We start from the raw sequence: 24,995 nt of genomic DNA on the forward strand, positions 1-24,995 counted from the left end.
CCAGTCAGGCTGAGGCCGCGCTGATGTGTTATCTCTGGCTGTCGGATCCCGGCGCGACATGGCGCGGCCGGGAGACTGCACAATCGGAACGGACCTAGACCGGTTCCCGTGTCATGACAAGGCAGGCATTTTGTCCGCCAAAGCCAAACGAATTGGATAGCACGCTCGAAACGGACGCATCGCGCTTGACGTTAGGCACAACGTCGAGCTCGATTGCGGGGTCGGGAACGTCGTAATTGATCGTCGGCGGGATCACCCCGTGCTGCATGGTGAGCACGGAAACGACTGCCTCGACTGCACCTGCTGCTGAAAGCGTATGGCCGATCATCGACTTGTTCGACGAGATCGGCATCTGCTTGATGCGCTCGCCAAACACGGTTGACAGCGACAGATGTTCCATCTTGTCGTTTTCTGGCGTCGATGTGCCGTGAGCATTTACGTAGTCGATTTCGTCTTCGTGGAGCCCTGCGTCGGCAATCGCGGCTCGAACAGCGGCGATTGCAGGCGAGCCATCCGGCTTGGAGCGGGTGCGATGGAAATCGTCGGCTTTTTCGCCGCAACCTTTCAGAATGCCGAGAACCTTGGCGCCGCGTGCCTTGGCGCTTTCAAGCGATTCCAGGACAAGTGCTGCGCCGCCTTCGGCAAGCACAAAACCGTCGCGATCCTTTGAGAAGGGTTTCGAAGCTTTCTCGGGGTTCTCGTTCTGCGTCGACAATGCGGAGAGGAGCGAGAAGCGGATCAGCGCCTCCGCAGTTGCCGAGCCATCCGCGCCGATAGCCAGAGCACGGCTGGTCTCGCCGCGCTGGATTGCTTCCACGCCGAGCTGGATTGCGGTCGCGCCCGAAGCGCATGCCGTTGAGAGCGTGATCGGAAGGCCGCGGGCACCAAAGCGGTCTGACAGTCGATCCGCGATTGAGCCGAACTGCGACGCCTCGAAAGTGTCGCTGCGCATATGCTCGCGCGCGGCTGCAAGCAGACGCTCGTAGACAGGCTGTGTCAGGTCTGCTGTGTCATAGAGTGAAAGGCGCTCATGCCAGTCCAGTTCGATGGGAGGAGAGGCAAGAAAGAGTGGACCGGCAAAATCGTTGACGTTCAAGCTGGCTCCGGACACGGCCTCCCGAGCAGCAAGCTCGGCGAGTTCGTAGGTCAGCGCGCTTGCGCCCTTGTTGCTGGACGCAAGAAAGTCGACCGTCCCGGAGATGGTTGTCGACAGGTGATCTGTCGGAAAGCGGGTGATCGGGTGGATGCCCGAACGACCTGCGGTCAGGGCCGCCCAATTGTCCTTGATGCCCTGGCCGAGAGAGGTGACGAGACCAATACCAGTAATGGCGACAATGGGCCTGCCGAGGTGATCCGTGTTGCTGGACATGATGGCTGCCTCCGAATTACGCCTTGACGACGAGGGCAGCACCCTCGAACCGGCTGTAGCCGATAGCGGTTGCGAGTGCCGCGTCCACCGGGCCCCCATTGAGTTCCGACTCATTCTCAGCGTCGAATGGCGGGTAGGGCGCGTTGTTGTGGATCGCAAGCGCTGCAAGGGCAATCGCGAACGGGAACTGCGCTTCTTTCATGTGGCCGGTGAGCGACGAGAAACCGCGAACGGCAAACTTGCCTGCGCTGGCCAGTGCGCTGCGCTCGGCGCCGGTTGCCACATGTGCGCCCGATGCGCCGGAGATTGCCAGAAGCTGGTCTTCCGGAAGGTCCAACGCCCGCACCAGTCCGGAAATCGCATCGCTGAGATTTCCGTCGGCACGTTTCGAACGGCCCGAGGCGACGCGTTCGATAACTGCATAGATGCGCGCGCCGCGCGCTTCGGCATGTTCGCGTGTTTCCAGTACGAGAAATGCAGCTCCGGAACCGGTAATAACGCCGCCGCCGTCATTCGCGGCACGCTTCCAGATCGACTTCCAGCGTTTACGGTGGAGGAAGCCGCCAAGTTCGTAGGCAAGAAGCATGTCGGGGTGTTCAGTCTGGAAGGCACCGCCAACAAGCACATGACTCGACTGACCCGAGCGAATGCGGGCAACAGCGGTTTCGATTGCTGACACGCCCGCGCCTTCTTCGCCCATGAATGTCCGCGAAGAGCCTGTGACCTTGTGGACAATCGAGATATTTCCAGCCAGCAGGTTGGAAAGTTGAGCGAGGAACAGCGTTGGACGCAGTTCGGTTGTCAGCTTTTCATTGAGCAGAACGTCACGATCATTGCGGGACAGGGCGGCGTCGAGAATCGCCTGGTCGACGTTGACATCACGCTCGCCGCCGCCAGCGGCCACAATCATGTCCATTGTCGCCAACAGCTGTTCGTCATCCTTCGCGCCAGCGTCGCCCAAGGCTACGCCAGCGGTGTAGGTTCCAAGCCGTTGCCAGGTTTCCATCTGGCGCTGATCGCCCCGTTTGGCGATCTGCTGGCCCCACTCGATCTCCGGGAGGGGATGGATCGTATAGGGGTGGAAGATATCGGCGTCATAGACTGGTTTGGCACCGGGCGCCCTGAGGACTTCCCAATGGCGCTCCGCTCCCTCTCCGAGAGAGGAAACCAGACCAATGCCCGTGATGACGACGTCTCGTGCGCTCATATCCGACCCATATTCGGTGCGCGCCAAAGCGCGTCAGGCGTTCTTGGCGGCAACCAGCGCGTCAATTTTCGCGCAGAGATTTTCCATGACGAAATACTCCTCGGCGGGAGCTTTTCCGTCGTTAACTTCCTGGGTCCACTTTTCGAGCGGAACCTTGATGCCGAATTCCTTGTCGATGGCGAAGACGATGTCAAGAAAGTCCAGGCTGTCGATGCCGAGGTCATCAATCGTGTGGCTTTTCGGGGTGATGGTGTCGCGATCTATCTCGCTGGTCTCAGCGATGATGTCGGCCACTTTGTCGAATGTTGTTGTCACTGTGCTTCCCTCTGAGATTCAGGGCATGTCATTTGGGTATCGCGGCTCTCTAGTCGCTTTTTGTGGGCAGGAAAAGGGCGACGGGGTAAAAAGCTTGTTTTGCCGTCGCTCCAGGGCCCAAAGGTCAGTTGAAGACAATGCGTCCGATCTGCCGCAGGCCGTCGCCCTGCTGCTCCACGATGATCGCTGTGCCCTCTCGTGGCGTTGTGCCGACAAAAGCCGCGACGTTCTCAGGATGGGTTACGAGAACGAGCGTGCCAGATCCGTCATAATCCCGAATCAGCTCCATTACGGCAGCTGACGCGAGCTTGGCCGCGTCAGGGTCCTGCGGGAGCTGGTTGAGCGCATCTGTTGGCTCAACCAGCCTGTCTCCAAACGCCAGTCGTGCCGTATCCAGCGCGCGGCAATAACGGCTTGAGTAAACTTTCTCGACGGGCTCCGCACGGGCGGCGAAAAGCGCACCGATGCGTCTTGCCTGCTGGCGTCCACGCTCCGACAGGTTTCGCTGGGTGCGGCAATTGTCGATGTCGAAATGGGTCGGGTCTCCTATTCCCGGAGCATTTGCGTGAACAAGAAGAACGATCTGTCCACCTTGTCGAAGGAGAGCCCATCCGGCCTCTGTCGCGGCGGCTGGTGAGATGGTGAGGAAAAGAATGGCAGCAAGTGCCGAGACGTAGCGGAGCATTCGTGTTCCTTCGTTGCCTGTCTCATATAGGGGAGAAGGCGAGCAGACGAAAGCGGGTGACGCCAGCTGGAGATGTGATGTGTGAGCGGCGGCGGCCAAGTGGGATTGAACGCACGGATTGTTGCGCGCTATTATTTTGCACTGGACCGAATATCACGGTGAGGCGCGAATTGCGCGGGAAGGTAGCAGATGCTCGAGAAAACAAACCCCTATATGCGTCAGGCAAACCTCATTGGGGGGGAGTGGGTGCAGGCCGACAGCGGAGCTACGATCGATGTGATCAATCCTGCTTCTGGTCAAAAGCTGGGCACTGTGCCGAAATGCGGCAAGGCCGAAACCCGCCGCGCTATTGAAGCCGCCGACAAAGCATTCGCGACCTTCAGAAAGACCACGGCGCTGGAGCGCTCGAAGCTATTGCGCAATTTGCATGACGCGATCCTCGACAATCAGGATGCGCTCGCACAGCTTCTGACACTTGAGCAGGGCAAGTCGCTGGCCGAGGCGAAAGGTGAGATCGGGGCATCCGCCGCCTATGTCCTCTGGTTTGCCGAGGAAGCCCGGCGGACGTATGGCGACGTTGTGCCAAGCCCTTGGGCGGATCGGCGGATCATTGTCACGCGCGAGCCGGTCGGAGTGATCGCAGCTATCACGCCGTGGAACTTCCCGTCGTCGATGCTGGCGCGCAAGATCGGTCCGGCGATTGCTGCCGGTTGCACCAGCGTTGTGAAACCTGCTTCGCAGACACCTTATTCCGGGCTGGCCTGGGGCGCCTTGTGCGAGGAAGCGGGCATTCCCGCTGGCGTGGTGAACATCGTTACAGGGGCGGCAGGCGAAATCGGCGACGAGATTTGCGCGAATCCTATCGTGAAGAAGCTGACCTTCACCGGATCGACAGAAGTCGGCAAGGTGTTGATTGAGAAGTCGGCGGCTACCGTGAAGAAGGTGTCGATGGAACTGGGAGGCAATGCCCCATTCCTGATCTTCGATGATGCCGATATCGATCGTGCGGTCGAAGGGGCCATCATGGCAAAGTATCGTAACTCCGGTCAGACCTGCGTGTGCACCAACCGCTTTTTTGTTCAGGCCGGAGTCTATGACGAGTTCGTCGAGAAATTTGCGGCAGCGTCAGCGAAACTCAAGGTTGGCCCCGGCGTTGAAGACGGTGTCCAGCAGGGACCGTTGATTGATTTGAAGGCGGTCGAGAAGGTTGAAGAATTGATCGCGGACGCTTCTGCCAAGGGCGGAAAGATCGTGACGGGCGGAAAACGCCATGAGCTAGGCGGTTCATTTTTCCAGCCGACAGTGATTTCCGAGGCAAACCCGACAATGCGCTTCATGGAAGAGGAAATCTTTGGTCCGGTCGCGCCGGTCTTCCGGTTTGACGAGGAGGATGAAGCGGTGGCGCTGGCAAACAGCACTCAGTACGGCCTGGCTTGCTACTTCTACACCGGCGATCTGGGACGTGCCTTCCGGGTGATGGAAGGGCTGAAATATGGTATGGTCGGTGTAAACGAAGGCCTGATCACGACGCCTGAGGCGCCGTTTGGTGGTGTCAAGGAATCAGGATTGGGCCGCGAGGGTGGGCATCAGGGTATCGAGGACTACCTCGACACCAAATATGTCTGTATCGGGGGCCTCGGCCTCTGATCATGTCGATGGACGCGACTCGCTACGAGATGGCTTGGGGCTGGCGATGGGCAGGGAGCCATTCGGGAAGACGCCAAAGGGTGAGCCAGTCCACCGGATAGCCATTTCCAATGGAAATCTCAGTGCGTGGATTCTGACATATGGCGCTGCCGTCCAGGATCTTCGCCTTGAGGAGCATCCATTCCCGTTGGTGCTGGGGTTCCCGGAGCTTGAAAGCTACCTCCAACACTCGCTTTATTTCGGCGCGATTGTGGGTCGCTACGCCAACCGGATTGCAGGTGGCAAGTTTGTCATCGAGGGCGAGCGATTCCAGGCCGACACCAATGACAATGGCAACACGTTGCATGGCGGGCGTGATGGCCTTGATCGGCAGGTCTGGGCCGTTCGCTTGTGTGGCGAGGACTTCGTCACACTATCTGTGGAGAATATTTCCGGGACGATGGGTTTCTCTGGGACATTGAGTGTCACTTGCACCTACCGCATCACATCATCGTCCGCGCTGCGAGTGGAGATCGAGGCAACTACCGATAGAACGACCCTCTGCAACATCGCGTCACATTGTTATTTCAATCTCGAAAATGGAGGGGCCGGGGATATCCTTGATCACCGGCTGCAAATTGCCGCGCAGGCCTATACGCCTGTAAACACGTTCAACATTCCCACCGGCGCGGTACTGCCCGTCAAAGATACGCGGTTTGATTTCTTTCTGCCGCGGACAATTCGGGACGCCAGCGGAAATGGCAGCTATGATCACAATTTCTGTCTTGTAGCCGCGCGCGGGACATTCAGGCAGGCTGCGTGGGTGCAAAGCGAGCGCTCCGGAATTGAAATGGAAGTGTGGACCACGGAGCCGGGCGTACAGCTCTTTACCGGGGACGCCGAGCCGCCCTCGGCCGCAGGCCTTGATGGCGTGCGATATCAAAGGTTCTCAGGGTTTTGTCTTGAGCCTCAGGTCTGGCCCGATTCGCCTAACCACCCCTATTTCCCACAAGCGATTTTGCGTCCGGAAGAGCGCTATCACCAACACAGTGAATACCGGTTTCACCTCCCGCGGGATGGGTGAGCTTCTATTTGTCCTTCACCGTTTCCATCGCGACGTAGGTCGAGGTCTGGGCGACATGCGGTAGCGCCGAAATCCGCTCGCCAAGCACGCGGCGGTAAGCTGCAATGTCACGCGTGCGCACTTTCAGCAGGTAATCGAAGCTGGCCGCGATCATGTGGCACTGTTCGATCTCTGCCACAGCCAGAATCGCCTTGTTGAACGCGTCCAGAGCCGCCGACCGGGTGTCGGATAGTTTCACCTGCACGAAAGCGACATGACCTTCGCCCATGCGCTCGCGATCGATGATGGCAACATAGCCTCGGATAAAGCCATTTTGCTCCAAACGCCGCACGCGCGCCTGGACCGGTGTTTTGGAGAGGCCGACGCGCGACCCAAGTTCTGCCATCGAAAGTCGTCCGTCTTTGGCCAGCGTTGCCAGGATATTGCGGTCGATGCGGTCCAGTTGATCTTCTGACATGGAAATTTCAGCCTGATTGCTCCGTAATTTGTCGTCATGATAGGTTTTTTGGTCTAGCGCGTCGACCTCTTTGGGCGGAGTTCAGTGAGGCGTCATGCTAGGATGGGCTTTGATCTTCCCTCCAGCTTGACGGATCGACATGCCCACGCACCAGCTCGATGCGCTTCGCGCAACCCTTCGCCACAACACCATCGTCGACGAGAGTGACGCGCTGCAACGACTGGTCGGCGTCGCCGCACTGGATGTCGGCACGCGTGGGGCCATTTCTTCGCGGGCCGCAGACCTCGTTCGTTCGGTGCGTCAGGCATCGAACCCGCAACTGATGGAAGTCTTTCTGTCGGAGTATGGATTGTCGACGAGCGAAGGCGTGGCGCTGATGTGTCTTGCCGAGGCGCTGTTGCGTGTTCCCGACTCAGAGACGATGGATGATCTGATCCGAGACAAGATCGCGCCACACGACTGGTCTTCCCACTCCGGAGAGTCTTCTTCCATCTTCGTCAATGCGTCTACCTGGGCGCTGATGCTGACGGGCCGCGTGCTGGAAGAAGGCGAAGGCGGTATCGAGCGCACCCTGCGTGCGATGGTTCGCAGACTTGGCGAGCCGGTTATCCGCAAGGCTGTATCTGCGGCAATGCGGGAGATGGGCGAGCAATTCGTTCTCGGACGTACGATCAAGGAAGCGATCAAGCGCGGTCGCGGGTACAGTGACAAGGGCTACACCTATTCCTTCGACATGCTCGGCGAGGCTGCGCGGACCGAAGCTGATGCGCTGCGCTATCACAGGGCCTATGCCGACGCGATCACGGCTTTGAAGCCGGGGGCAACTCATGGCGATATCGTGAAAAATCACGGAATATCGGTAAAATTGTCGGCCATTCATCCAAGATATGAGGTCGCCAAGAAGGAAACCATGCTGCCAGTGCTTTCGGCGCGCCTGCTGGAGCTGGCGCTTGCCGCGCGCGAGGCGGATATGGGGCTGAACATCGACGCAGAGGAGCAGGATCGTCTCGATCTCTCACTGGATGTCATCGAGGCCGTTCTTTCTGACCCACGTCTGGCGGGCTGGAGCGGATTTGGCGTAGTCGTTCAGGCCTATGGGCCGCGCGCGCCCTTTGTGCTCGACTGGCTTTATGCGCTGGCACACAAACTCGACCGTCGCATCATGGTTCGTCTTGTGAAGGGCGCCTATTGGGATACAGAAATCAAGCGCGCGCAGGTCATGGGCCTTGAAGGCTATCCGGTTTTCACCCGAAAGCAGAACACTGACGTTTCCTACATCGCGTGTGCACGGAAACTGCTCGGAATGACCGACAGGATCTATCCGCAGTTTGCAACGCATAACGCGCACACTGCGGCGGCCATTTTGGCGATGGCAAGTGACAAGAAGGCCTTTGAGTTCCAGCGTCTGCATGGCATGGGCGAGTCGCTGCACGAAGAGATCCGCAAGGCAGACGGAACGCGCTGTCGGATTTATGCTCCAGTCGGCGCGCACTCTGACCTCCTAGCCTACCTTGTCCGACGGTTGTTGGAAAATGGCGCCAATTCGTCATTCGTGCATCAGATCGTCAACAAGGCGGTCAGCGCTGAAGAAGTGGCGCATGATCCGTTTGCGACGGTTGAGCAGGAGACACAATCGGCCAACCCAGCATTGCCAAGGCCACTTGATATTTTTGGCACCCAACGGCGCAATTCTCGCGGGTGGGATCTTACGGATGCAATGACCCTGGAGCAGCTGGAAAAAGCGCGCGGGGCATTTGCGTCACCCTACCGGTGGCATGCGGGCACCAACGATCGGGCAGGGCGTGACGTCGTAAATCCGGCACGTCCGCAGGAAGTGGTCGGAACAGTGGTCGAGGCTGCAGCAGCTGATGTAGCGCGCTCTGTTGGCGAGGCCGTTGCATCACAGGAAGCGTGGGCGGCGATGCCTGTTGCAAAACGTGCTGCTGCACTTCTGAAGGCCGCTGATCTCTATGAAGAAAATGCCGCCGAGCTGTTTGCACTTTGCGGGCGCGAGGCCGGCAAGACTCTCGGCGATGCGATCGCCGAGTTGCGAGAGGCTGTGGATTTTCTCCGGTACTATGCCGGACAGGCGGCAAGTGCTGACAAGACCGGGGTCGCGCGCGGCGTCATCGCCTGTATCTCGCCATGGAATTTCCCACTGGCGATCTTCACTGGGCAAGTCGCAGCGGCACTGGTGACAGGCAACGCCGTGATTGCCAAGCCTGCAGAGCAAACACCGCTGATTGCGCAGCGTGCGGTGGACCTTCTGCACGAGGCAGGCATTCCGCAGGATGTACTGCATCTTCTGCCCGGCGATGGCCCTTCTGTCGGAGCACCCCTGACCGCTGATCCGAGGATCGCCGGCGTGTGTTTCACCGGCTCTACCGAGGTGGCGCGGATTATTGAGCGGCAATTGGCCAAAACCGCTTCTCCCGATGCGATGTTGATTGCAGAGACCGGCGGTCTCAACGCGATGATCGTCGACTCGACTGCTTTGCCAGAGCAGGCAGTGCGTGACGTGGTGTCGTCCGCGTTTCAGAGCGCAGGGCAGCGTTGCTCAGCCTTGCGCGTTCTCTACATCCAGAAGGATGTCGAGACGAAAATGATGGAAATGCTTCAGGGTGCGATGCACGCCCTGGAGCTTGGCGACCCGTGGCAGCTTTCCACTGACGTTGGACCGGTCATTGACGATGAAGCACGCCAGGCGCTGCTGTCCTATTGCAAGGATATGGAGGCAAAAGGGAAGGTCGTTGACCAGCTGGATAGTCCGGAAGAAGGGCGGTTCGTTGCACCACACATCATCCGCGTCGCTGGCATCGGCGAGATGAACCGCGAGATGTTCGGTCCGGTGCTCCATGTAGCAACGTTTGCGGCCGATGAGCTGGATAAGGTCATTTCCGACGTTAATGCCAAGGGATATGGTCTGACTTTCGGCCTGCATACCCGGATCGACGCCCGTGTTCAGCATATCGTCGACAATATTCGCGTCGGCAATATCTACATCAATCGCAATCAGATCGGAGCTGTTGTCGGCTCCCAGCCGTTCGGTGGCGAGGGTCTTTCGGGCACAGGACCAAAGGCTGGTGGGCCTCTTTATCTGGCTCGTTTCCGGAAAGGGAGCGGCTCGGGGGAGATGCTGAAGGAGGGGCAGCCAGTCTCGTTGACCGCTCTTGCGGATCATGTGCCAGATGCGCTGCATGGCGGCTGGGCGACCAGACATGATCGGGTTGCGATCCTGCGCAAGCATTTGCGTGGCAAGGCGACGGACGCAATCGCTGCCTCTGCCGTTGCGGAGCTCGGTGCGGTCGATCTGCCTGGGCCGACGGGCGAGTCGAATACGCTGGTTTTGACGCCGCGTGGACGCGTGCTCTGCATGGGGCCGGGTGAGGACACGCTGTTGTCGCAGTCAGTTCAGGCGCTGGCGGCAGGAAATTCTGTGCTTGCCGTGATGCCCGGCGCGCGGGCTGCGCTGGCTCCTCTGCTCGGCAAGGGTCTTCCGGTGGAAGTCCTTGAAGGCACGGTTTCGCCGGAGCACCTGACTGGATTGGGGCTGGACCTTGTCGCGTTCGCAGCCTCCGATGAGCAGTTGCGCCCGGTGCGGCAAGCTTTGGCGAACCGGGAAGGGCCGATTATTCCGCTGGTTACAGGCAAGATTGAGCCGGCTGCCTATGCTCATGAGCGCGCGATCTGTGTCGACACTACCGCCGCTGGCGGAAACGCCAGCCTTTTGGCGGCTGCAGAATAAAAAATGGGGCCAGCTGGCCCCATCGGGCCGCTGACAAACCCCGTCATTTTTGGCGGGGTTTGTCTTGGCTTGGGTCATTTTGGAAGGCGCGGACGCAGCAGGAAGTCTGGTGGCGACCGGCTACGAGCATTACCGTTCAGAAGTGAATGAGTGAGAGCGCTACTGAGACAAATCGCGATCGCGCGCTATGATGGCAGATGCATTTCTATTTCACCACGTCAGTCGCTGGGAGGGGAAGGTTTTTAGCGGATGCCGCCCATATCTTTCCGCTTGGCCGCGGTGGACCCGATTGCATCGAAAACACTGCGTTGATGTGTACCGCCATTCACCGGTTGTACGACCATGGCCTGATTGCCCTGAGTGGCAACTATCGGATTCTCACCAAAGACAGTCTCTCGGATGATTACCGGAGAACGCTGAATCGCGACGCGCGCGCAACGCTTCCGCAAGATAAACGTCTGTGGCCCAGTATCGAAATGGTACGTGCGCATCGGCGCGAGATTTTTGGCGCATCCTCCTGTCAGCACCGGGCACCGAGGGGCCGTGGCGCGGCGGTCGGGCCTTCCCATTCGTGCAGACTCTGCCCATATTCCCGCCATGGCCAAAGCTTCTGACAAAAACAACACTTCGCGCGCGAAGGATGCCGAGTTCGGCGCGCGGTCGCGCAAAAGCCCGCTGACGGATTTTCTTGACGCCTCGGAGACGCTGGATCATGGCGGCCTTGCCGAGGCGCCTCAGGCCGAATTCTCGGGCACACCGCTGACAGGCTCGATTGCCGACTGGGCAGAGCAGATCGAGCGCGAGGCGGAAGCGCAGCCGGCCCCAAAGCCCAAGAAGAAGATCCCGGAACGTTCTTCAAGCGCGACACGATCGTCGCGCGGGACTTCGATGGGCGGGGCTGCGTCGCCGAAGGAGCGCGCGGCTGCGGGCCTCAATCCGGTGGCTGGGTTGGATATCTCGCTGGAGGATGTCGGGCAGTTATCGTCGTCGGGCGTTACGGCAACCGTGGCGGCGCTGTCGCGCCTGATCGAAGGCGGCGACCCGAATTTGCGCCAGGAAGCATGGGTGCCGCATCGCCCCGTGCGTCCGGAAAAATCCGAAGGCGGTATCGAATTTCGGATGGAGACCGAGTTCACTCCGTCCGGCGATCAGCCGACGGCGATCAAGGATCTTGTCGGTGGCGTTGCGGAGCAGGACCGCACGCAGGTTCTGTTGGGCGTGACCGGCTCGGGCAAGACCTTCACCATGGCCAAGGTAATCGAGGAAACACAGCGCCCTGCGCTGATCCTCGCACCCAACAAGACATTGGCGGCGCAATTGTACGGGGAGTTCAAAAGCTTCTTCCCCAACAATGCGGTGGAATATTTCGTTTCCTACTACGATTACTACCAGCCGGAAGCCTATGTGCCCCGGACGGATACATTCATCGAAAAGGAATCGTCGATCAACGAGCAGATCGACCGGATGCGCCACTCCGCGACGCGTTCGCTGCTGGAGCGCGACGATGTGATCATCGTGGCGTCCGTGTCGTGCATCTACGGTATCGGCTCGGTCGAAACCTACACCGCGATGACGTTCCAGATGGAGATTGGCGACAAGCTCGACCAGCGGCAGCTGCTCGCCGACCTCGTGGCGCAGCAATACAAGCGGCAGGACATCAACTTCACGCGCGGCTCATTCCGGGTGCGTGGTGATACGATCGAACTGTTCCCGGCTCACTTGGAAGACCGCGCGTGGCGCATCTCCATGTGGGGCGACGAGATCGAATCGATCACCGAATTCGACCCGTTGACCGGGCAGAAAACCGGCGACCTGAAAAGCGTGAAGATCTATGCGAATTCGCACTATGTGACGCCGCGACCGACGCTGACCCAGGCGACCAAGTCGATCAAAGAAGAGCTGAAGTGGCGGCTGGAAGAACTGGAGCGGGCAGGGCGCCTGCTGGAGGCGCAGCGGCTTGAACAGCGCACGAGGTTCGACATCGAAATGCTGGAGGCAACGGGCTCGTGCACGGGCATCGAGAATTATTCGCGCTATCTGACGGGGCGACGTCCCGGCGATCCACCGCCAACGCTGTTCGAATATGTGCCCGACAACGCCATCGTCTTCATCGACGAAAGCCACGTGACGGTGCCGCAGATCGGCGCAATGTATCGCGGCGACTTCCGACGTAAGGCGACGCTGGCCGAATATGGTTTCCGTCTGCCGTCATGCATGGACAACCGGCCGCTGCGCTTCGAGGAGTGGGACGCCATGCGCCCGCTAACCGTGGCTGTGTCCGCAACGCCGGGCGGCTGGGAGATGGAGGAGGCTGGCGGCGTGTTTGCCGAGCAGGTGATCCGCCCCACCGGCCTGATCGACCCGCCCGTCGAAGTGCGTCCGGCAAAGAGCCAGGTTGACGATGTCCTTGGCGAGATTCGCGAGACGACAGCAAAGGGTTATCGCACGCTTTGCACGGTGCTGACCAAGCGGATGGCGGAAGACCTGACCGAATATCTGCACGAGCAAGGCGTGCGCGTGCGCTACATGCACTCCGATATCGACACGCTCGAGCGGATCGAGATCCTGCGCGATCTGCGGCTGGGCACGTTCGATGTGCTGATCGGGATCAACCTGCTGCGCGAGGGACTCGACATTCCCGAATGCGGGTTCGTGGCGATCCTCGATGCCGATAAGGAAGGGTTTCTGCGTTCGGAGACGTCGCTGATCCAGACCATCGGCCGTGCGGCGCGTAACGTCGACGGCAAGGTCGTGCTTTACGCGGATAACATCACCGGCTCGATGGAACGGGCGATGGCCGAAACCAACCGCCGCCGCGAGAAGCAGGTGGCGTACAACGAGGCACACGGCATCACGCCGGAGAGCGTCAAGAAGAACATCGGCGACATTCTCGACTCGGTCTACGAGCGCGATCATGTGCGACCGGACATTTCTGATGTCACCAAGGACGGCCAGCTCGTCGGTGCGAACCTCAAGGTTCATCTCGAACATCTCGAAAAAGAAATGCGCAACGCGGCTGCCGACCTCGACTTTGAGCGCGCGGCGCGGTTGCGCGACGAACTCAAGCGGCTGCGGGAAGCGGAGCTGGCGATCTCCGATGACCCGCTGGCGCGGGAGGTTGAGATGGAAAGCCCGGATTCGGGACGGCGCAAGGGCCAGCACAACAAGGGCAAGGCGCGCCACCGGGCCGTCGAAGATGCCGGACTTTTCAAGAAACCAGATCTCGACGAGATGGGAACGTCAGGCGATCACGCCACACCAGCTGGTCCGGGCATGTTCAGGCGCAATTCGCTCGACGAGATGACGGTAGGCCGTACCGAGAAACCGGTTATGGGCAGATTGCCGGACAAGCCGCAGAACGAGGCGAAGGGCATCAAGCGCGAGCGCATCGGTATCGGCAGCTATGAAGATCCGGCAGATATACGCAAGGAAAGCCGGCGCTCACGGAAGACCGGGCGACCGGGCAAGTGATGAAGCATAGCCCTTGAACTCTGGCACGTGTCGCGACCGTCCATGGCCACCCCGAGGACGAGGTTGGCTAGACTCGCTCTGCCAACCCGGCGCTGACCATGTTCAGCGGCAGACGGTTGCCGCGCGCATAGGCCGAAAGCACGCGATCCGCCAGCGCCTCGCGGCGAGCGTGGTCGTGCGGCGGGATGCCCAGCTCGTGGCTGACGGCTTCGATGACGGACTGCATGTGAGCAAGGTCATGCGGTGCAAACACCCGAATGGTGTCGAGCGTGACCGGAGGCGGGGTGGCAGGCATACACGTACTCCTCATTGCCAGGCGCGCGAGCGCAATTTCCCCAGTTGGACCCTCCTCCAGCATGATTGTGTGAAATCGAACACTCGGCAAGCGGAGATTTGCAAAAATGTCGTCAAATGACGACGATGAAACAAATCTTGATCGCTGGCGAGGCGGATGTGATTTGCGCATATTTGGTCGGAATACGTGTTTTGACTTAGTCGGCTTTGCTCATTGGAGACCGTGCATGCTATGGCTTGTCACGATGTTCTGCAGCTCTGGTCCTGACGCAATGCTGGCATGCCTCCTCGGTTACTGTTCTGAGATGGTCACGGTGGAGACGCCGTGAGCATAGGTGTATTCCTTGCAGTGCTGGCAGCGGCGTTGATGCATGCGTCATGGAATGCGCTGCTGAAGGTGCGGCTCGACCGCTTTGCCTCGATCTCCCTGATGAGCTTCGGCACGGGTTTGGTGGCTGCGCCGCTGTTGCCGTTCGTGTCGATGCCGAATGGCGTCACCTGGGGCTGGATCTGCCTGTCGCTGTGTTTTCACACCGGCTACAAATATTATCTGACCCGGGCTTATGAACTGGGCGATCTGACGCTGGCATATCCGCTGGCAAGGGGCACTGCACCTCTGCTGACGACGATCGGCGGCGCGATACTGCTGGGCGAAGCACCGGGGCCAATCACGCTCGGTGGGATCGTCCTGTTGTGTGGTGGCGTGTTCCTGATGTCCTATCGCGGCAACGAAAAGGCAGATGCCTTTCGCGGGCGGGCCGTGTTCTATGCGCTGCTCACCTCGGTATTCATCGCCGGTTATACGATCAGCGACGGCTCCGGTGCGCGCTCTTCAGTTGATGCGACCAGTTATGCCGTCTGGCTGTTTGTGCTTGAGGGCATCTGGTCGATGTTCTTCTGCATCATGTTGCGCGGCCCCAAGGTCGTTCGCATCATGCTGCCGGAATGGAAGATCGGATTGCTGGGCGGGTTTCTCAGCGGCATTGCCTACTGGATTGCGATGTGGGCGATGACAAAAGCGCCTATTGCGGCAGTTGCCGCCTTGCGCGAAACGTCGATCCTGTTCGCCATGCTGATCTCGGTGGTGATGCTTGGTGAGGCAATGTCACGGTGGCGCGTGTTGGCAGCGCTGCTGATTGTCTCAGGGGTCGTTGCTCTCCGCCTCGCGTGAGAGCCGTATTGGCAGGTTGAGAAACTGATTCAACTTCTGATCAAGGTGAGTCAGGAACGTGTGTTAAGCACATGAAAACGTTTGCTCCAGCGTGTCCTTGTTGATGTTCCACTTGTACCGGACGGACGGCACGGCTAGGTCTGTTTTGGACGTTGCCATGAGGGGACCATGAATAGAACAGATGTGATGCCGGTTGGCGAACTGACGCTGCGCACGCTGGCCATGCCTGCTGATGCGAATGCGGCAGGTGACATTTTCGGCGGCTGGGTGATGGCACAGATGGACCTTGCCTGTGGTATCCGTGCTGCCGAGCGCGCCAAGGGGCGCGTGGTGACAGCCGCAGTCAAGGAAATGGCCTTCGCCAAGCCGATGAAGATCGGCGACACGCTGTGCGTCTATATCGACATCACCAAGGTCGGCCGAACCTCGATGACATTGCGCGTCGAGGCATGGGCGCAGCGCTATCTGTCGGATCTGATGGAGCGCGTCACGCACGCGGACTTCGTGATGGTCGCGCTCGATGGCGAGGGCAAGCCTACGAAGGTGCCCGACGAAGGCTGAGTTCTGCATAGCGGACATCGGGCGGCAAGAGATGCCCCGGTTTCGCCGGGGTGACTCAGTGTCAACAAAGTGCCGCCTTGTGTGCTGCAATAGCGCTCTCTTATATGCGCCTGGTATCGAAAGGAGACCATTTCGGTGTCCGTCGGATAACCAGATCGCAGAAAGAGGACATGCCCCATGGCAAAACCAAAAATCGGAATCATTGTCGGTTCGACCCGTGAGGGACGCTTTGCTGACAAGCCTGCACAATGGATTGCAGAGCGCGCAAAGGCGATTGGCGAATTCGACGTTGAGATCGTTGACCTGCGCGATTTCCCGCTGCCTTTCTTTGACGAGCAGAGCTCGCCTGCCTACGTTCCGTCGCAGGCCGAAGGCGCGAAAGCCTGGCAGGACAAGATCGCCAGCCTCGATGGCTACATCATTACGGCTGCTGAGTATAACCGCAGCCCGACCGGCGTTCTGAAGAACGCGCTCGACTACGCCTATAACGAGTGGAACAACAAGCCGGTCGGCTTTGTCGGTTATGGCGGCGTGGGCGGTGCACGTGCCATCGAGCAGCTGCGTCTGATCGCAGTGGAGTTGCAGATGGCACCGGTGCGCAATGCCGTTCACATCACCTGGGGCGACTACATGCAGGTTGCGCAGGGCGAAAAACAGCTTGGCGACATCGAGCACCTCAATCAGGCTGCCGATGGCCTCCTGTCGCAGTTCAGCTGGTGGGTGAAGGCGCTGACGACCGCACGCGCCGCATGAAATACTGACGCACTGCCGCTATAGTGAAAACGCCGCTCCAGCGAAGGAGCGGGGTTTTGTTTATGCGAGCCTATGTATCGCGGCCTGGCGGGTGGCGAGGATCTTGTCGATCCGGCGCCCGTCGAGGTCGACCACCTCCAGACGCCAACCGGCAGTTTCGATATATTCGCCAGTCTCGGGCAAATGGTGCAGATGCGACAGGATGAAACCGGCGACGGTTTCGTAGTCGCGGTCTTCGGGCAGGACGATGCCCAGAAGATCGGAAAGCTCATCGATTGGCAGATAGCCGGCAAGCAGCCAAGAACCATCCTCCCGCTGAAATGCAGCGGGTTCATCCTCGTCGGCATCCGACTTGAACACGCCGACAATGGTTTCGAGGATGTCAGCTGGAGTGACGACACCTTCGAAGTCGCCATATTCGTCATGCACGAGCGCCATCGGCATGTCGGCTTCCTTCAAGGTCGCAAGCACGTCGAGCGCATCGGCATTGTCGTGGACAATGGGTGCGGTGTGGATGTGGTTCTCAATTGCGAATGGCTGACGGCTGAGAAGGGCTGCAAGAACTTCGCGTGTTCGCACGACGCCAACAACCTGGTGCACACTACCATTGGCCGCAGGAAGCAGCGCATGCGCCGTTTCCACAAGGTGCTTGCGGATGTTCGTTCTTGTGTCGGTGATGTCGAGCCAGTCGACTTCGGTGCGCGGGGACATGATGGCGCGGACGCTGCGGTCGGCAAGGCGCATCACGCCGGCGATCATCTTGCGTTCGTCGCTTTCCACGACGCCGTGGCTTTCCGCCTCGGCAATCAGGCTGGCAATCTCCTCGTCAGTCACCTTGGTGCCGGAATCGCCGGTCTGGCCCAAAATGCGCAGAACGGTGCGACCGGAAAAATCCAGAAGCAGCACGAGCGGTGCAGCAATGATTGACAGACCACGCATCATCGGCGCAATGCGCGAGGCGACGCCCTCCGGATTGCGCAGGGCAATCTGCTTGGGCACCAGTTCGCCGATGATCAGCGATGCATAGGTGATGATGGCAACGACGGTGCCGACGCCCAGTGTGCTGGCGGCGGACGCCGGAACGCCCACGGTGATCAGCCACTGCGACAGTCGCAGGCCCAGCGTTGCACCGGAAAAGGCACCGGACAGGACACCGACCAGAGTGATGCCGATCTGCACCGTGGAGAGGAAGCGTCCAGGGTTTTCCGCAAGCTTCATCGCAGTCGCGGCGCCGTTCGCCCCCTTGTCTGCCATGGCCTTGAGGCGGGAGGGGCGTGAGGATACGACCGCCAGTTCCGACATGGCGAGCAAGCCGTTCACGCAGATGAGGACGACGACGACAGCAATTTCGATTGTAAGCATGAACTCTGCAATAACATTGCTCAGGCCATCATGCGATGAATATTTCGCATGTGGCAGATATTCGGGTTAACGGCAGGCGACGCGGCCGTTGCGACGGTTCTTGATGTCAAAGTGAAAATGATCGGCGTGGGCCGCGTCATAACCTGGGCCAAGGACAGTGGTGAAATACTCACAGCCGCCAGCGCGAACATTATTCAGCAGTCCTTTCTCGCGAAAGCTGAACCAGCCTGGCTTACGCACGTCGATGTCCTTTCCGTTACGCAGTTCGATACGCATTACATCGAGCGCATTGCCCTTTGAATGTTCGGACGCGACAGAAGTTCCCGCAATCCGGCGACAGGAATAGCTGGAGCCTTGGTGAATGGTCTTCACGCCTGAAAGGTAGCGCCAGCGCGCCGAGGGGTTCAGTTCGTGGCGGGTCCAACTGGCGAAGGCGAGAGCCATGTCGCAGGTGAGGGTGGCCGCGGGCTGCATGGTGATGTTGCCGGCAAGGCTGGATACCTGAACCGGATGATCAATGCGGCACGCGCCTCCCTGATCGATGGGCGCTAGGTCGCGGAATGTGGCGCCGAGCTTGCGCAATTGCTGGCGGCAGGCGACCTCGTTGGCCGGCAGCACGTTGCCGGGCTCCATCATCGGCGGCGAGAATCGTGGATAGGCTGCGGTCATCGCAGATGGCGGCGCGAGGCGTGCCAGGCCACGAGGGTGGGAGATCGAGGCTGTCGTCGCGCCGACATCGACGCTCGGGATGAGGACGTCAGAGACGCTGCAGGACGTGAAGGCAGCCGCAGCCACGATCGCTGCCACACCGAGTGCAACCGGCCGAAAGCGAAACAGTCGCTCACGAAGTTCGATGGTCGTCCTACGCATTACACCTGACATACCGTCGTCCTGAACGAGACAGGTAAAATTTTAGGAAAAAAGGGTAAACAAAACCTCAGTCGCTGTTTGGGGAGACATGGCGCTGTTCAACGGCACCACGTGCCGCCGTTGCGCCTTTGCGCGAGATCGAAGTGGAAGTGATCGGTGTGGTCGGCATCGCTGCCGGGGCCGAGTACCGTCTTGAACGGACCGCAGGCAGCATTGCGCAGAGCCTGCATCAGCTTGGCGTGGGCGGAGTCGCGCTTGTAGCCAAGGACAGCTACGAGCGATCCGTTGGCGAGTTCGACCGCACCCCAATCGAGCGCGCTGCCCAACGCGTGCTCGGACAGCTTCGCGGCGTCGCTGGTGCGCGGACGACAGACATAAGCGGAAACCTGATCGATGGCGGTAATGCGCGAGCTGGCCAGTTTTTGTGCAATGGGTTGCGCATGTTCGCTCAGAAAGTTCGCCGTCGCTTCAGCCATCGCGCAGGTCATCGTCGCCTCAGGGCGCAGTGAGACGTTTCCGGGAAGCGTCGTCACGGTGATCGGCCATGGAGCGGAACAGCCGCTCGGGTCCGAGAGTGGCGGTTGTGGAGTGAATTTGACGCCGGCTGCTTCCAGCCGCTGTCTGCACGCCAGTTCTTCGGCGGGCAGGCCGTTGGCTGGCATACCCAGTTCCGGAGACTCGAATGGGGTGGGGCGCATCGTTGGCGGCGCCATCGTCGCTGGGAGATCGACAGTCGGAGCGGGTTCTGCGGATGCGGCGGAGCCGATGGCAAGAAATGCTATCACAAGGATCGGATTTTTCACTCAGCTTCAAATGGAGCAGCGAAGCTGTTCGACAAGAGGTAGTTATGCTCCGATGGCTTCAAGGCCAGCTTCGAGCCAACCACCGAGCATTGGCATTCCCATAAGATAGCGGGCGGCGCGGCGGCCGCGGCCGCGCTCGCGCGCTTCGACGACGGCATTGCTCCATTCGGCGACGTCGTAGTCTCCGCGCCCCACCCACATGAGCGCGATCAACTCCGCCGCCTCGTCAACGTTCAGGTCGCTGATGAGGGCGCGCAGTTCACGTTCGGTCAGGTCTTCTGATTCTTCCTCAGCAAGGCCGTCGTGGTGGTGATTGTCGCGGGATTGATCGTCCACCTCGATTTCGTGTTCACCGCCAGAATCATAGTCATGGTTCAGCGCAGCGCTCAGCGCTTTCGCTTTGAGGATGAACAGGCGAACGGTGTCCGGATCTATGGTGAGATCCCATTCTTTCTCCACGGCCTTGCGCATCGGTGGCTCCTTGAGATGCAAGGCATCATAGCTGAATTCTGATGCTTTTGGAGTTTCAGTCATGCAAATGAATCTGAATTCCAAATTCAGGAGTGATTCCGATGTGGCTGATGTCGCCCAAAGTTCTGCCCGTTCTCCTGTTGCTCGCCTCCAACGTCTTCATGACCTTCGCCTGGTACGGCCATCTCAAATACAAGAGCGCGCCGCTTTATGCTGTCGTGATGTTCAGCTGGATGATCGCATTTGCCGAATACTGGCTGGCAGTGCCGGCTAATCGGATCGGACACGCGGTCTATTCTGCGGCAGAGCTGAAGACGATTCAGGAAGTAATCACCCTCAGCGTGTTTGTGGTGTTTTCAGTATTTTACCTGAAGGAAGGCGTAACCTGGAACCACGTCGCAGGTTTTGCGCTGATTGCCGGGGGTGCCGCGCTTATTTTTCGCGCTTAGGCTGCAAAAGGCTTATTTGACGCTGGATACGCTTCCTGGCGGCAAGATTGTTCGTGAAAAACAAAGTGGAATTGCTATATTGAGCCAGAGAAGCAATGAGCGGTACGCAGCCGGGGCTGCGGGGCCGTTTTCTTTTTGTCTTCCGCGTCGCTGCGGAAGCCCTGAAAAGGACGGAAGGGTCGACTGACATGAATAAAGTCCCGATGACGGTCGGTGGATATGAGGCTCTCAAGGAAGAGCTGCGCTGGCGTCAGCAGGAAGAGCGCCACCGGATCATTGAGGCTATTTCGGAAGCGCGGGCACACGGCGATCTCTCAGAAAACGCGGAGTATCACGCCGCCAAGGAGTCCCAGGCGCTCAACGAAGGTCGCATCAACGAGCTGGAAGACCTCGTCGCGCGGGCCGAAGTGATCGATGTGGCGAAGCTTTCCGGCGACAAGATCAAGTTCGGCGCCACGGTTGTTCTCATCGATGACGAGACCGAGGAAAAGAAGACCTATCAGATCGTCGGCGACCAGGAAGCCGATGTGAAGGCGGGACGCATTTCCATTTCGTCGCCGATCGCGCGTGCGCTGATCGGCAAGGAAGTCGGTGACGAGATCGAGGTCAATGCACCCGGCGGGGCTCGCGGTTACGAGATTCTCGAACTGCGTTGGGTTTAAAGCGGGGCGCGACCACATGCCAGATGGCGTCGACATGACGCGGGTGCGGCTGGTCGTTCCCAACTTCAAGCGCCGGCTTTCCGGCGTCACCAGTACAATCATTCAGCTTGTGCCGTTTCAGACCGGTCTTGACGTCGCGACGTTGGGGCCGGGCTTGCCCGACACATTGCCGAAGATCCGCTGGTGGCAGGTGCGGGCCTTGCTGCGCCAGCCTCATGGAGGCGGGCGACGCGTGTGGCACGCGCGCAGAAACCCCGAGATGCTTGGCGGCGTCGTGCTCAGACATGTTCTGCGCGCGCCGCTGGCGCTGGTGTTCACATCGGCCTCGCAGCGCAAGCATACCGGGTGGACCAAGTTCCTGATCCGAAGGATGGACGCGGTGATTGCGACCAGTCGCAAGACTGCGGCCTATCTCGAGGTGCCCAATACGGTTGTGATGCATGGCATCGACACCGCACGCTTTGTGCCGCCCACAGACAAGGGCGAGGCGGCGGCGGCCGTCGGGCTCAATCCGGCGCAACGCTACGTCGGCTGCTTTGGACGCATCCGGCACCAGAAGGGTACAGACCTGTTCGTCGACACGATGATCGCGCTGCTGCCGAAACATCCCGGCTGGACGGCGCTGATTGCAGGTCGAACGACCGCCGAACACGTCGGCTTCGAAAAGGAACTGCGAGAGCGGATCGCGAGGGCGGGACTGACTGACCGGATCAGGTTTGTCGGGGAGCATCGTGATATCGAGAACTGGTATCGCGCGCTGTCACTCTACATCGCTCCGCAGCGCTGGGAAGGCTTTGGTCTGACACCGCTGGAAGCAATGGCCAGTGGCGCTCCGGTGGTGGCCGCAGATGTCGGTGCGTTCTCCGAACTTGTGGTTCCCGGTGTGACCGGCGAGATCGTCCCTGCCGGCGACCTTGCAGCAATGACGGTGCAGGCCGAACGCTATCTAGGTGACCCCGCGCTGGTGGCTTCACAGGCCGAGGCTGCGGTGGATCACGTGGCGCGTCATTTTCCGCTGGAGCGGGAAGCGCGCCAGTTGGCAGAGATTTATGCCCGCTTTGGGGTTGCCGAGCGCAGCGCCTGAAGCCTGAAGGACCGACATATATGAGTGACGCAACGAAGCGTTCCGACAAGATCGCGACCCTGTGGATCGAGGGCGCGATGCGCGAGGTCGACCAGGTCTGCATCCGCTCCATGGTGCGCGCGGGGCTGGACGTGACCGTCTACCGTTACGGCGAAGTCGACAATATTCCCGATGGCGTGAAGATCGCCGACGGACGCGAAGTGCTCGACCTGTCGTTGATGGATCGCCTCAAGATGGTGAAGCGGCAGGATCGCCTCTGGCAAGTGCCCGCCAATTTCAGCGATTTCTTCCGCATATTCATGCAGAAATACGAGCTCGGCCTGTGGCTCGATTCGGACGTTTATGTGTTCCGGCACTTCGACTATGCGACCGACCGGCCGTACTTCTTCAAGGAGGACGGCACCCGGATCGGCTCGCCGGTATTCTACTTGCCATCGGACAGTCCGATCATCGGCGAATATGAACGCCTGATGGAGCAGGACGAACTGATGCCGAACTGGCTCGGTCCGTGGCGCGGGATTGTGCGTCCGACATGGTGGCGGCTGACGGGGCAGGCGTTCTCACCGCCCGATCTTGGCATCACCATCTACGGCAATGATGCGTTCACGCGGCTCGCGCGCCGACATGGTGTCTATGGCGAGGCGGGGTCGAAGAAGGCGTTTTATCACTGGGGCGCGCGCGAGAACGAGAAGCTGTTCGACGCTACCGATTTCCGGTTCTTCCTGGATGATCCCGAATATCTCGGCATCCACATCCATCGCAAGCATCTCGCGCTGCAGCCCCCGGTTCCTGGCAGTTTCTGGGCATGGGCGCGCGAGCAGTAAGAGTATCTACTCGTCGATGGAGACGAGGCCCTCGTCCTTGACCTGACGGATGGTCAGCGCGGTGCGGACCGTGTCGACGTTGGGTGAGGAAGTGAGATCCTCGATGACGAAGGTCTGAAACGCGGACAGGTCGGTGGCGACGCAGTGGAGGATGAAGTCGGACTCGCCCGACACCATCCAGGAGCGGCGTACGATCGGCCATTTGCGGGTACGTTCGGCAAAAGCCTTCAGTTCCGCGTCCGACTGGTGGTTGAGTCCGATCAGGCAGAACGCAACGACGCCCAGACCGAGTTCGCGGGTGTTGAGCAGCGCGCGATAACCGCGGATGATGCCGGTTTCCTCAAGACGTTTCACCCGCCGCAGGCATGGCGGAGCAGAGATGCCGACACGGCGCGACAATTCGACATTGGTCATGCGACCATCGGCCTGAAGCTCTTTCAGGATTTTCCAGTCAATAGCGTCGAGGTCAGCCTTCAATGTCATGTAGCCTGTCCGAAAGTGGGGAGAATCTGTTGTAGTATGGGATATACGCTAGCGGATAATCCCTGCCGCGCCAAAGCTTTTGAGGGTTTCAGCAGAGTGGGTGGTCAGGATGTCGTAAAAACGGCGACCCTATCCCCAGCCTTTGTGTTGCATGACGATACGTCGCCTTGCAAGTGCCATGGCTCAACACCTAGATTGGCGTTATCAAGATTTTCCGTCAGGGCGCGCGCGCCATGACCGCGAGAAGGCCAGAACATGACCAACGCTACACACGTGCCCGTTCTCATCATCGGATCGGGGCCGGCAGGCTATACCGCTGCCATCTACGCGGCCCGCGCCATGCTTGAGCCGGTGTTGATTTCCGGCATGCAGCAGGGTGGCCAGCTGACGATCACCACGGACGTCGAGAACTATCCCGGCTTTGCAGACCCGATCCAGGGGCCGTGGCTGATGGAACAGATGCGCATGCAGGCTGAAAATGTCGGCGCGCGCTTCGTGACGGATCTGGTGACCAAGGTGGACTTCGATGTTCGCCCTTTCCGTATCTCGACGGATTCCGGGACCGAATACACGGCGGATTCGGTGATCATTGCGACCGGTGCGCAGGCCAAGTGGCTGGGAATTCCCAGTGAGCAGACCTTCATGGGCTTCGGCGTGTCGGCCTGCGCGACCTGTGACGGGTTCTTCTATCGCGGCAAGGATGTCGTGGTGGTTGGCGGCGGCAACACGGCTGTCGAAGAGGCGCTTTACCTTGCCAATCTCGCCAAGACGGTGACGGTGGTACATCGCCGCGACGAGTTCCGTGCTGAGCGCATTCTGCAAGAGCGCCTGTTCAAGAAGGACAATGTGAAGATCCTTTGGGATCATGCCGTCGAAGAGATCGTCGGAGAGCCGGGTAAAGCCCCGATGCCGCCCTCGGTCACCGGGTTGCGGTTGCGCAACACGCGCACTGACGAGATCACCGAACTGTCGACACACGGACTGTTCGTCGCCATCGGCCATGCACCTGCTGTCGATCTGTTTGCCGGCACGCTCAAGCAGAAGTCAAACGGCTATCTGTGGACTGCACCGGATTCGACAGCGACTAGCATCCCCGGCGTTTTTGCTGCCGGAGATGTGACGGATGACATTTATCGCCAGGCAGTGACCGCTGCCGGAATGGGCTGCATGGCAGCTCTTGAGGCGGAAAAATATGTGTCCGAAGCCGCGCTCCAGCGCGACGCGGCCGAGTAAACGCAGTTTTGAGTTG

24 protein-coding genes are annotated in these 24,995 nt (G+C 59.8%); 13 read left to right on the forward strand and 11 right to left on the reverse strand.

Annotated elements, in window-relative coordinates; genetic code table 11:
• Positions 1 to 94: 94 nt before the first annotated feature.
• The 4 genes from BMZ42_RS13230 to BMZ42_RS13245 all read right to left on the reverse strand — a co-directional run bounded on the left by BMZ42_RS13230 (position 95) and on the right by BMZ42_RS13245 (position 3,576).
• Positions 95 to 1,369, reverse strand: a complete 1,275-nt coding sequence (locus BMZ42_RS13230; protein WP_091523222.1) for a beta-ketoacyl-ACP synthase — start codon at positions 1,367 to 1,369, stop codon at positions 95 to 97.
• 16 nt (positions 1,370 to 1,385) lie between these two features.
• Positions 1,386 to 2,576, reverse strand: a complete 1,191-nt coding sequence (locus BMZ42_RS13235; RefSeq protein WP_091523327.1) for a beta-ketoacyl-ACP synthase — start codon at positions 2,574 to 2,576, stop codon at positions 1,386 to 1,388.
• 33 nt (positions 2,577 to 2,609) lie between these two features.
• Positions 2,610 to 2,891 (reverse strand): acyl carrier protein, encoded by a 282-nt coding sequence (locus BMZ42_RS13240; protein WP_091523225.1) that lies wholly within the window; start codon positions 2,889 to 2,891, stop codon positions 2,610 to 2,612.
• A 124-nt stretch (positions 2,892 to 3,015) separates the two neighbouring features.
• Complete coding sequence (locus tag BMZ42_RS13245; protein ID WP_091523229.1) at positions 3,016 to 3,576, reverse strand: histidine phosphatase family protein; 561 nt, start codon at positions 3,574 to 3,576, stop codon at positions 3,016 to 3,018.
• Between the two features lie 189 nt (positions 3,577 to 3,765).
• On the opposite strand from BMZ42_RS13245, the gene BMZ42_RS13250 reads away from it, so the two are divergent.
• Positions 3,766 to 5,223 carry an NAD-dependent succinate-semialdehyde dehydrogenase gene (locus BMZ42_RS13250; RefSeq protein ID WP_091523234.1) on the forward strand — a complete coding sequence of 486 codons (1,458 nt, stop codon included), beginning with the start codon at positions 3,766 to 3,768 and terminating at the stop codon, positions 5,221 to 5,223.
• Between the two features lie 34 nt (positions 5,224 to 5,257).
• Positions 5,258 to 6,286 carry an aldose epimerase family protein gene (locus tag BMZ42_RS13255; RefSeq protein WP_342028953.1) on the forward strand — a complete coding sequence of 343 codons (1,029 nt, stop codon included), beginning with the start codon at positions 5,258 to 5,260 and terminating at the stop codon, positions 6,284 to 6,286.
• Between the two features lie 4 nt (positions 6,287 to 6,290).
• Here BMZ42_RS13255 and BMZ42_RS13260 read toward each other — a convergent pair whose 3' ends face one another.
• Positions 6,291 to 6,743 carry an Lrp/AsnC family transcriptional regulator gene (locus tag BMZ42_RS13260; protein ID WP_091523238.1) on the reverse strand — a complete coding sequence of 151 codons (453 nt, stop codon included), beginning with the start codon at positions 6,741 to 6,743 and terminating at the stop codon, positions 6,291 to 6,293.
• Positions 6,744 to 6,882: 139 nt separating this feature from the next.
• On the opposite strand from BMZ42_RS13260, the gene putA reads away from it, so the two are divergent.
• From putA to uvrB, 3 genes are all read left to right on the forward strand, one after another.
• Entirely contained in the window at positions 6,883 to 10,488 is a 3,606-nt protein-coding gene (gene putA, locus BMZ42_RS13265) for a bifunctional proline dehydrogenase/L-glutamate gamma-semialdehyde dehydrogenase PutA (protein WP_091523243.1), read from the forward strand.
• A gap of 197 nt (positions 10,489 to 10,685) precedes the next feature.
• Positions 10,686 to 11,102: an HNH endonuclease signature motif containing protein gene (locus tag BMZ42_RS18500; protein ID WP_091523247.1), complete on the forward strand. Its 417-nt coding sequence runs from the start codon at positions 10,686 to 10,688 to the stop codon at positions 11,100 to 11,102.
• A complete protein-coding gene (gene uvrB / locus BMZ42_RS13275) occupies positions 11,086 to 13,959 on the forward strand; it encodes an excinuclease ABC subunit UvrB (RefSeq protein ID WP_091523250.1) in 2,874 nt (957 codons plus the stop codon). The genes BMZ42_RS18500 and uvrB overlap by 17 nt, the downstream gene beginning before the upstream one ends.
• Before the next feature lie 67 nt (positions 13,960 to 14,026).
• Here uvrB and BMZ42_RS13280 read toward each other — a convergent pair whose 3' ends face one another.
• The gene (locus tag BMZ42_RS13280; RefSeq protein ID WP_091523254.1) at positions 14,027 to 14,254 is read right to left on the reverse strand and encodes a hypothetical protein; all 228 of its coding nucleotides are present in this window, start codon (positions 14,252 to 14,254) and stop codon (positions 14,027 to 14,029) included.
• 324 nt (positions 14,255 to 14,578) lie between these two features.
• Here BMZ42_RS13280 and BMZ42_RS13285 point away from each other — a divergent pair, with 324 nt between their 5' ends.
• From BMZ42_RS13285 to BMZ42_RS13295, 3 genes are all read left to right on the forward strand, one after another.
• Positions 14,579 to 15,424, forward strand: a complete 846-nt coding sequence (locus BMZ42_RS13285) for an EamA family transporter (RefSeq protein ID WP_091523258.1) — start codon at positions 14,579 to 14,581, stop codon at positions 15,422 to 15,424.
• Between the two features lie 168 nt (positions 15,425 to 15,592).
• Complete coding sequence (locus BMZ42_RS13290; RefSeq protein WP_091523261.1) at positions 15,593 to 15,985, forward strand: acyl-CoA thioesterase; 393 nt, start codon at positions 15,593 to 15,595, stop codon at positions 15,983 to 15,985.
• A gap of 177 nt (positions 15,986 to 16,162) precedes the next feature.
• Positions 16,163 to 16,738 (forward strand): NADPH-dependent FMN reductase, encoded by a 576-nt coding sequence (locus BMZ42_RS13295; protein WP_091523264.1) that lies wholly within the window; start codon positions 16,163 to 16,165, stop codon positions 16,736 to 16,738.
• Between the two features lie 60 nt (positions 16,739 to 16,798).
• Here the strand turns inward: BMZ42_RS13295 and BMZ42_RS13300 are convergent, their stop codons facing one another.
• From BMZ42_RS13300 to BMZ42_RS13315, 4 genes are all read right to left on the reverse strand, one after another.
• Entirely contained in the window at positions 16,799 to 18,100 is a 1,302-nt protein-coding gene (locus tag BMZ42_RS13300) for a hemolysin family protein (protein WP_091523267.1), read from the reverse strand.
• 66 nt (positions 18,101 to 18,166) lie between these two features.
• Positions 18,167 to 18,982: an extensin-like domain-containing protein gene (locus BMZ42_RS13305; protein WP_091523270.1), complete on the reverse strand. Its 816-nt coding sequence runs from the start codon at positions 18,980 to 18,982 to the stop codon at positions 18,167 to 18,169.
• Positions 18,983 to 19,068: 86 nt separating this feature from the next.
• Positions 19,069 to 19,773: an extensin-like domain-containing protein gene (locus tag BMZ42_RS13310; protein ID WP_091523273.1), complete on the reverse strand. Its 705-nt coding sequence runs from the start codon at positions 19,771 to 19,773 to the stop codon at positions 19,069 to 19,071.
• A gap of 42 nt (positions 19,774 to 19,815) precedes the next feature.
• Positions 19,816 to 20,244, reverse strand: a complete 429-nt coding sequence (locus tag BMZ42_RS13315) for a DUF3775 domain-containing protein (RefSeq protein WP_091523332.1) — start codon at positions 20,242 to 20,244, stop codon at positions 19,816 to 19,818.
• Between the two features lie 101 nt (positions 20,245 to 20,345).
• Here BMZ42_RS13315 and BMZ42_RS13320 point away from each other — a divergent pair, with 101 nt between their 5' ends.
• From BMZ42_RS13320 to BMZ42_RS13335, 4 genes are all read left to right on the forward strand, one after another.
• The gene (locus BMZ42_RS13320; protein WP_091523275.1) at positions 20,346 to 20,693 is read left to right on the forward strand and encodes a DMT family protein; all 348 of its coding nucleotides are present in this window, start codon (positions 20,346 to 20,348) and stop codon (positions 20,691 to 20,693) included.
• Between the two features lie 188 nt (positions 20,694 to 20,881).
• Complete coding sequence (greA, locus tag BMZ42_RS13325; RefSeq protein ID WP_091523335.1) at positions 20,882 to 21,355, forward strand: transcription elongation factor GreA; 474 nt, start codon at positions 20,882 to 20,884, stop codon at positions 21,353 to 21,355.
• A 16-nt stretch (positions 21,356 to 21,371) separates the two neighbouring features.
• A complete protein-coding gene (locus tag BMZ42_RS13330; RefSeq protein ID WP_091523277.1) occupies positions 21,372 to 22,439 on the forward strand; it encodes a glycosyltransferase family 4 protein in 1,068 nt (355 codons plus the stop codon).
• Positions 22,440 to 22,459: 20 nt separating this feature from the next.
• The gene (locus BMZ42_RS13335; RefSeq protein ID WP_091523280.1) at positions 22,460 to 23,263 is read left to right on the forward strand and encodes a hypothetical protein; all 804 of its coding nucleotides are present in this window, start codon (positions 22,460 to 22,462) and stop codon (positions 23,261 to 23,263) included.
• A 6-nt stretch (positions 23,264 to 23,269) separates the two neighbouring features.
• Here BMZ42_RS13335 and BMZ42_RS13340 read toward each other — a convergent pair whose 3' ends face one another.
• Positions 23,270 to 23,746, reverse strand: a complete 477-nt coding sequence (locus BMZ42_RS13340; protein ID WP_091523283.1) for an Lrp/AsnC family transcriptional regulator — start codon at positions 23,744 to 23,746, stop codon at positions 23,270 to 23,272.
• Between the two features lie 255 nt (positions 23,747 to 24,001).
• Between BMZ42_RS13340 and trxB the strand changes: the two genes are divergently transcribed.
• Positions 24,002 to 24,979, forward strand: a complete 978-nt coding sequence (trxB, locus tag BMZ42_RS13345) for a thioredoxin-disulfide reductase (protein WP_091523285.1) — start codon at positions 24,002 to 24,004, stop codon at positions 24,977 to 24,979.
• Positions 24,980 to 24,995 lie beyond the last annotated feature (16 nt).

The sequence above is a fragment of the Aquamicrobium aerolatum DSM 21857 genome (assembly GCF_900113935.1).
GTDB lineage: Bacteria > Pseudomonadota > Alphaproteobacteria > Rhizobiales > Rhizobiaceae > Aerobium > Aerobium aerolatum.

Coding starts and splice junctions, on each gene's coding strand:
- BMZ42_RS13330 (WP_091523277.1), top strand. CDS start 21,372: ATGCCAGATGGCGTCGACATGACGCGGGTGCGGCTGGTCGTTCCCAAC.
- trxB (WP_091523285.1), top strand. CDS start 24,002: ATGACCAACGCTACACACGTGCCCGTTCTCATCATCGGATCGGGGCCG.
- BMZ42_RS13230 (WP_091523222.1), bottom strand. CDS start 1,369: ATGTCCAGCAACACGGATCACCTCGGCAGGCCCATTGTCGCCATTACT.
- BMZ42_RS13295 (WP_091523264.1), top strand. CDS start 16,163: ATGGCAAAACCAAAAATCGGAATCATTGTCGGTTCGACCCGTGAGGGA.
- BMZ42_RS18500 (WP_091523247.1), top strand. CDS start 10,686: ATGCATTTCTATTTCACCACGTCAGTCGCTGGGAGGGGAAGGTTTTTA.
- BMZ42_RS13335 (WP_091523280.1), top strand. CDS start 22,460: ATGAGTGACGCAACGAAGCGTTCCGACAAGATCGCGACCCTGTGGATC.
- putA (WP_091523243.1), top strand. CDS start 6,883: ATGCCCACGCACCAGCTCGATGCGCTTCGCGCAACCCTTCGCCACAAC.
- BMZ42_RS13260 (WP_091523238.1), bottom strand. CDS start 6,743: ATGTCAGAAGATCAACTGGACCGCATCGACCGCAATATCCTGGCAACG.
- BMZ42_RS13290 (WP_091523261.1), top strand. CDS start 15,593: ATGAATAGAACAGATGTGATGCCGGTTGGCGAACTGACGCTGCGCACG.
- BMZ42_RS13305 (WP_091523270.1), bottom strand. CDS start 18,982: ATGTCAGGTGTAATGCGTAGGACGACCATCGAACTTCGTGAGCGACTG.
- BMZ42_RS13250 (WP_091523234.1), top strand. CDS start 3,766: ATGCTCGAGAAAACAAACCCCTATATGCGTCAGGCAAACCTCATTGGG.
- BMZ42_RS13340 (WP_091523283.1), bottom strand. CDS start 23,746: ATGACATTGAAGGCTGACCTCGACGCTATTGACTGGAAAATCCTGAAA.
- greA (WP_091523335.1), top strand. CDS start 20,882: ATGAATAAAGTCCCGATGACGGTCGGTGGATATGAGGCTCTCAAGGAA.
- BMZ42_RS13315 (WP_091523332.1), bottom strand. CDS start 20,244: ATGCGCAAGGCCGTGGAGAAAGAATGGGATCTCACCATAGATCCGGAC.
- BMZ42_RS13300 (WP_091523267.1), bottom strand. CDS start 18,100: ATGCTTACAATCGAAATTGCTGTCGTCGTCGTCCTCATCTGCGTGAAC.
- BMZ42_RS13245 (WP_091523229.1), bottom strand. CDS start 3,576: ATGCTCCGCTACGTCTCGGCACTTGCTGCCATTCTTTTCCTCACCATC.
- BMZ42_RS13280 (WP_091523254.1), bottom strand. CDS start 14,254: ATGCCTGCCACCCCGCCTCCGGTCACGCTCGACACCATTCGGGTGTTT.
- BMZ42_RS13320 (WP_091523275.1), top strand. CDS start 20,346: ATGTGGCTGATGTCGCCCAAAGTTCTGCCCGTTCTCCTGTTGCTCGCC.
- BMZ42_RS13235 (WP_091523327.1), bottom strand. CDS start 2,576: ATGAGCGCACGAGACGTCGTCATCACGGGCATTGGTCTGGTTTCCTCT.
- uvrB (WP_091523250.1), top strand. CDS start 11,086: ATGGCCAAAGCTTCTGACAAAAACAACACTTCGCGCGCGAAGGATGCC.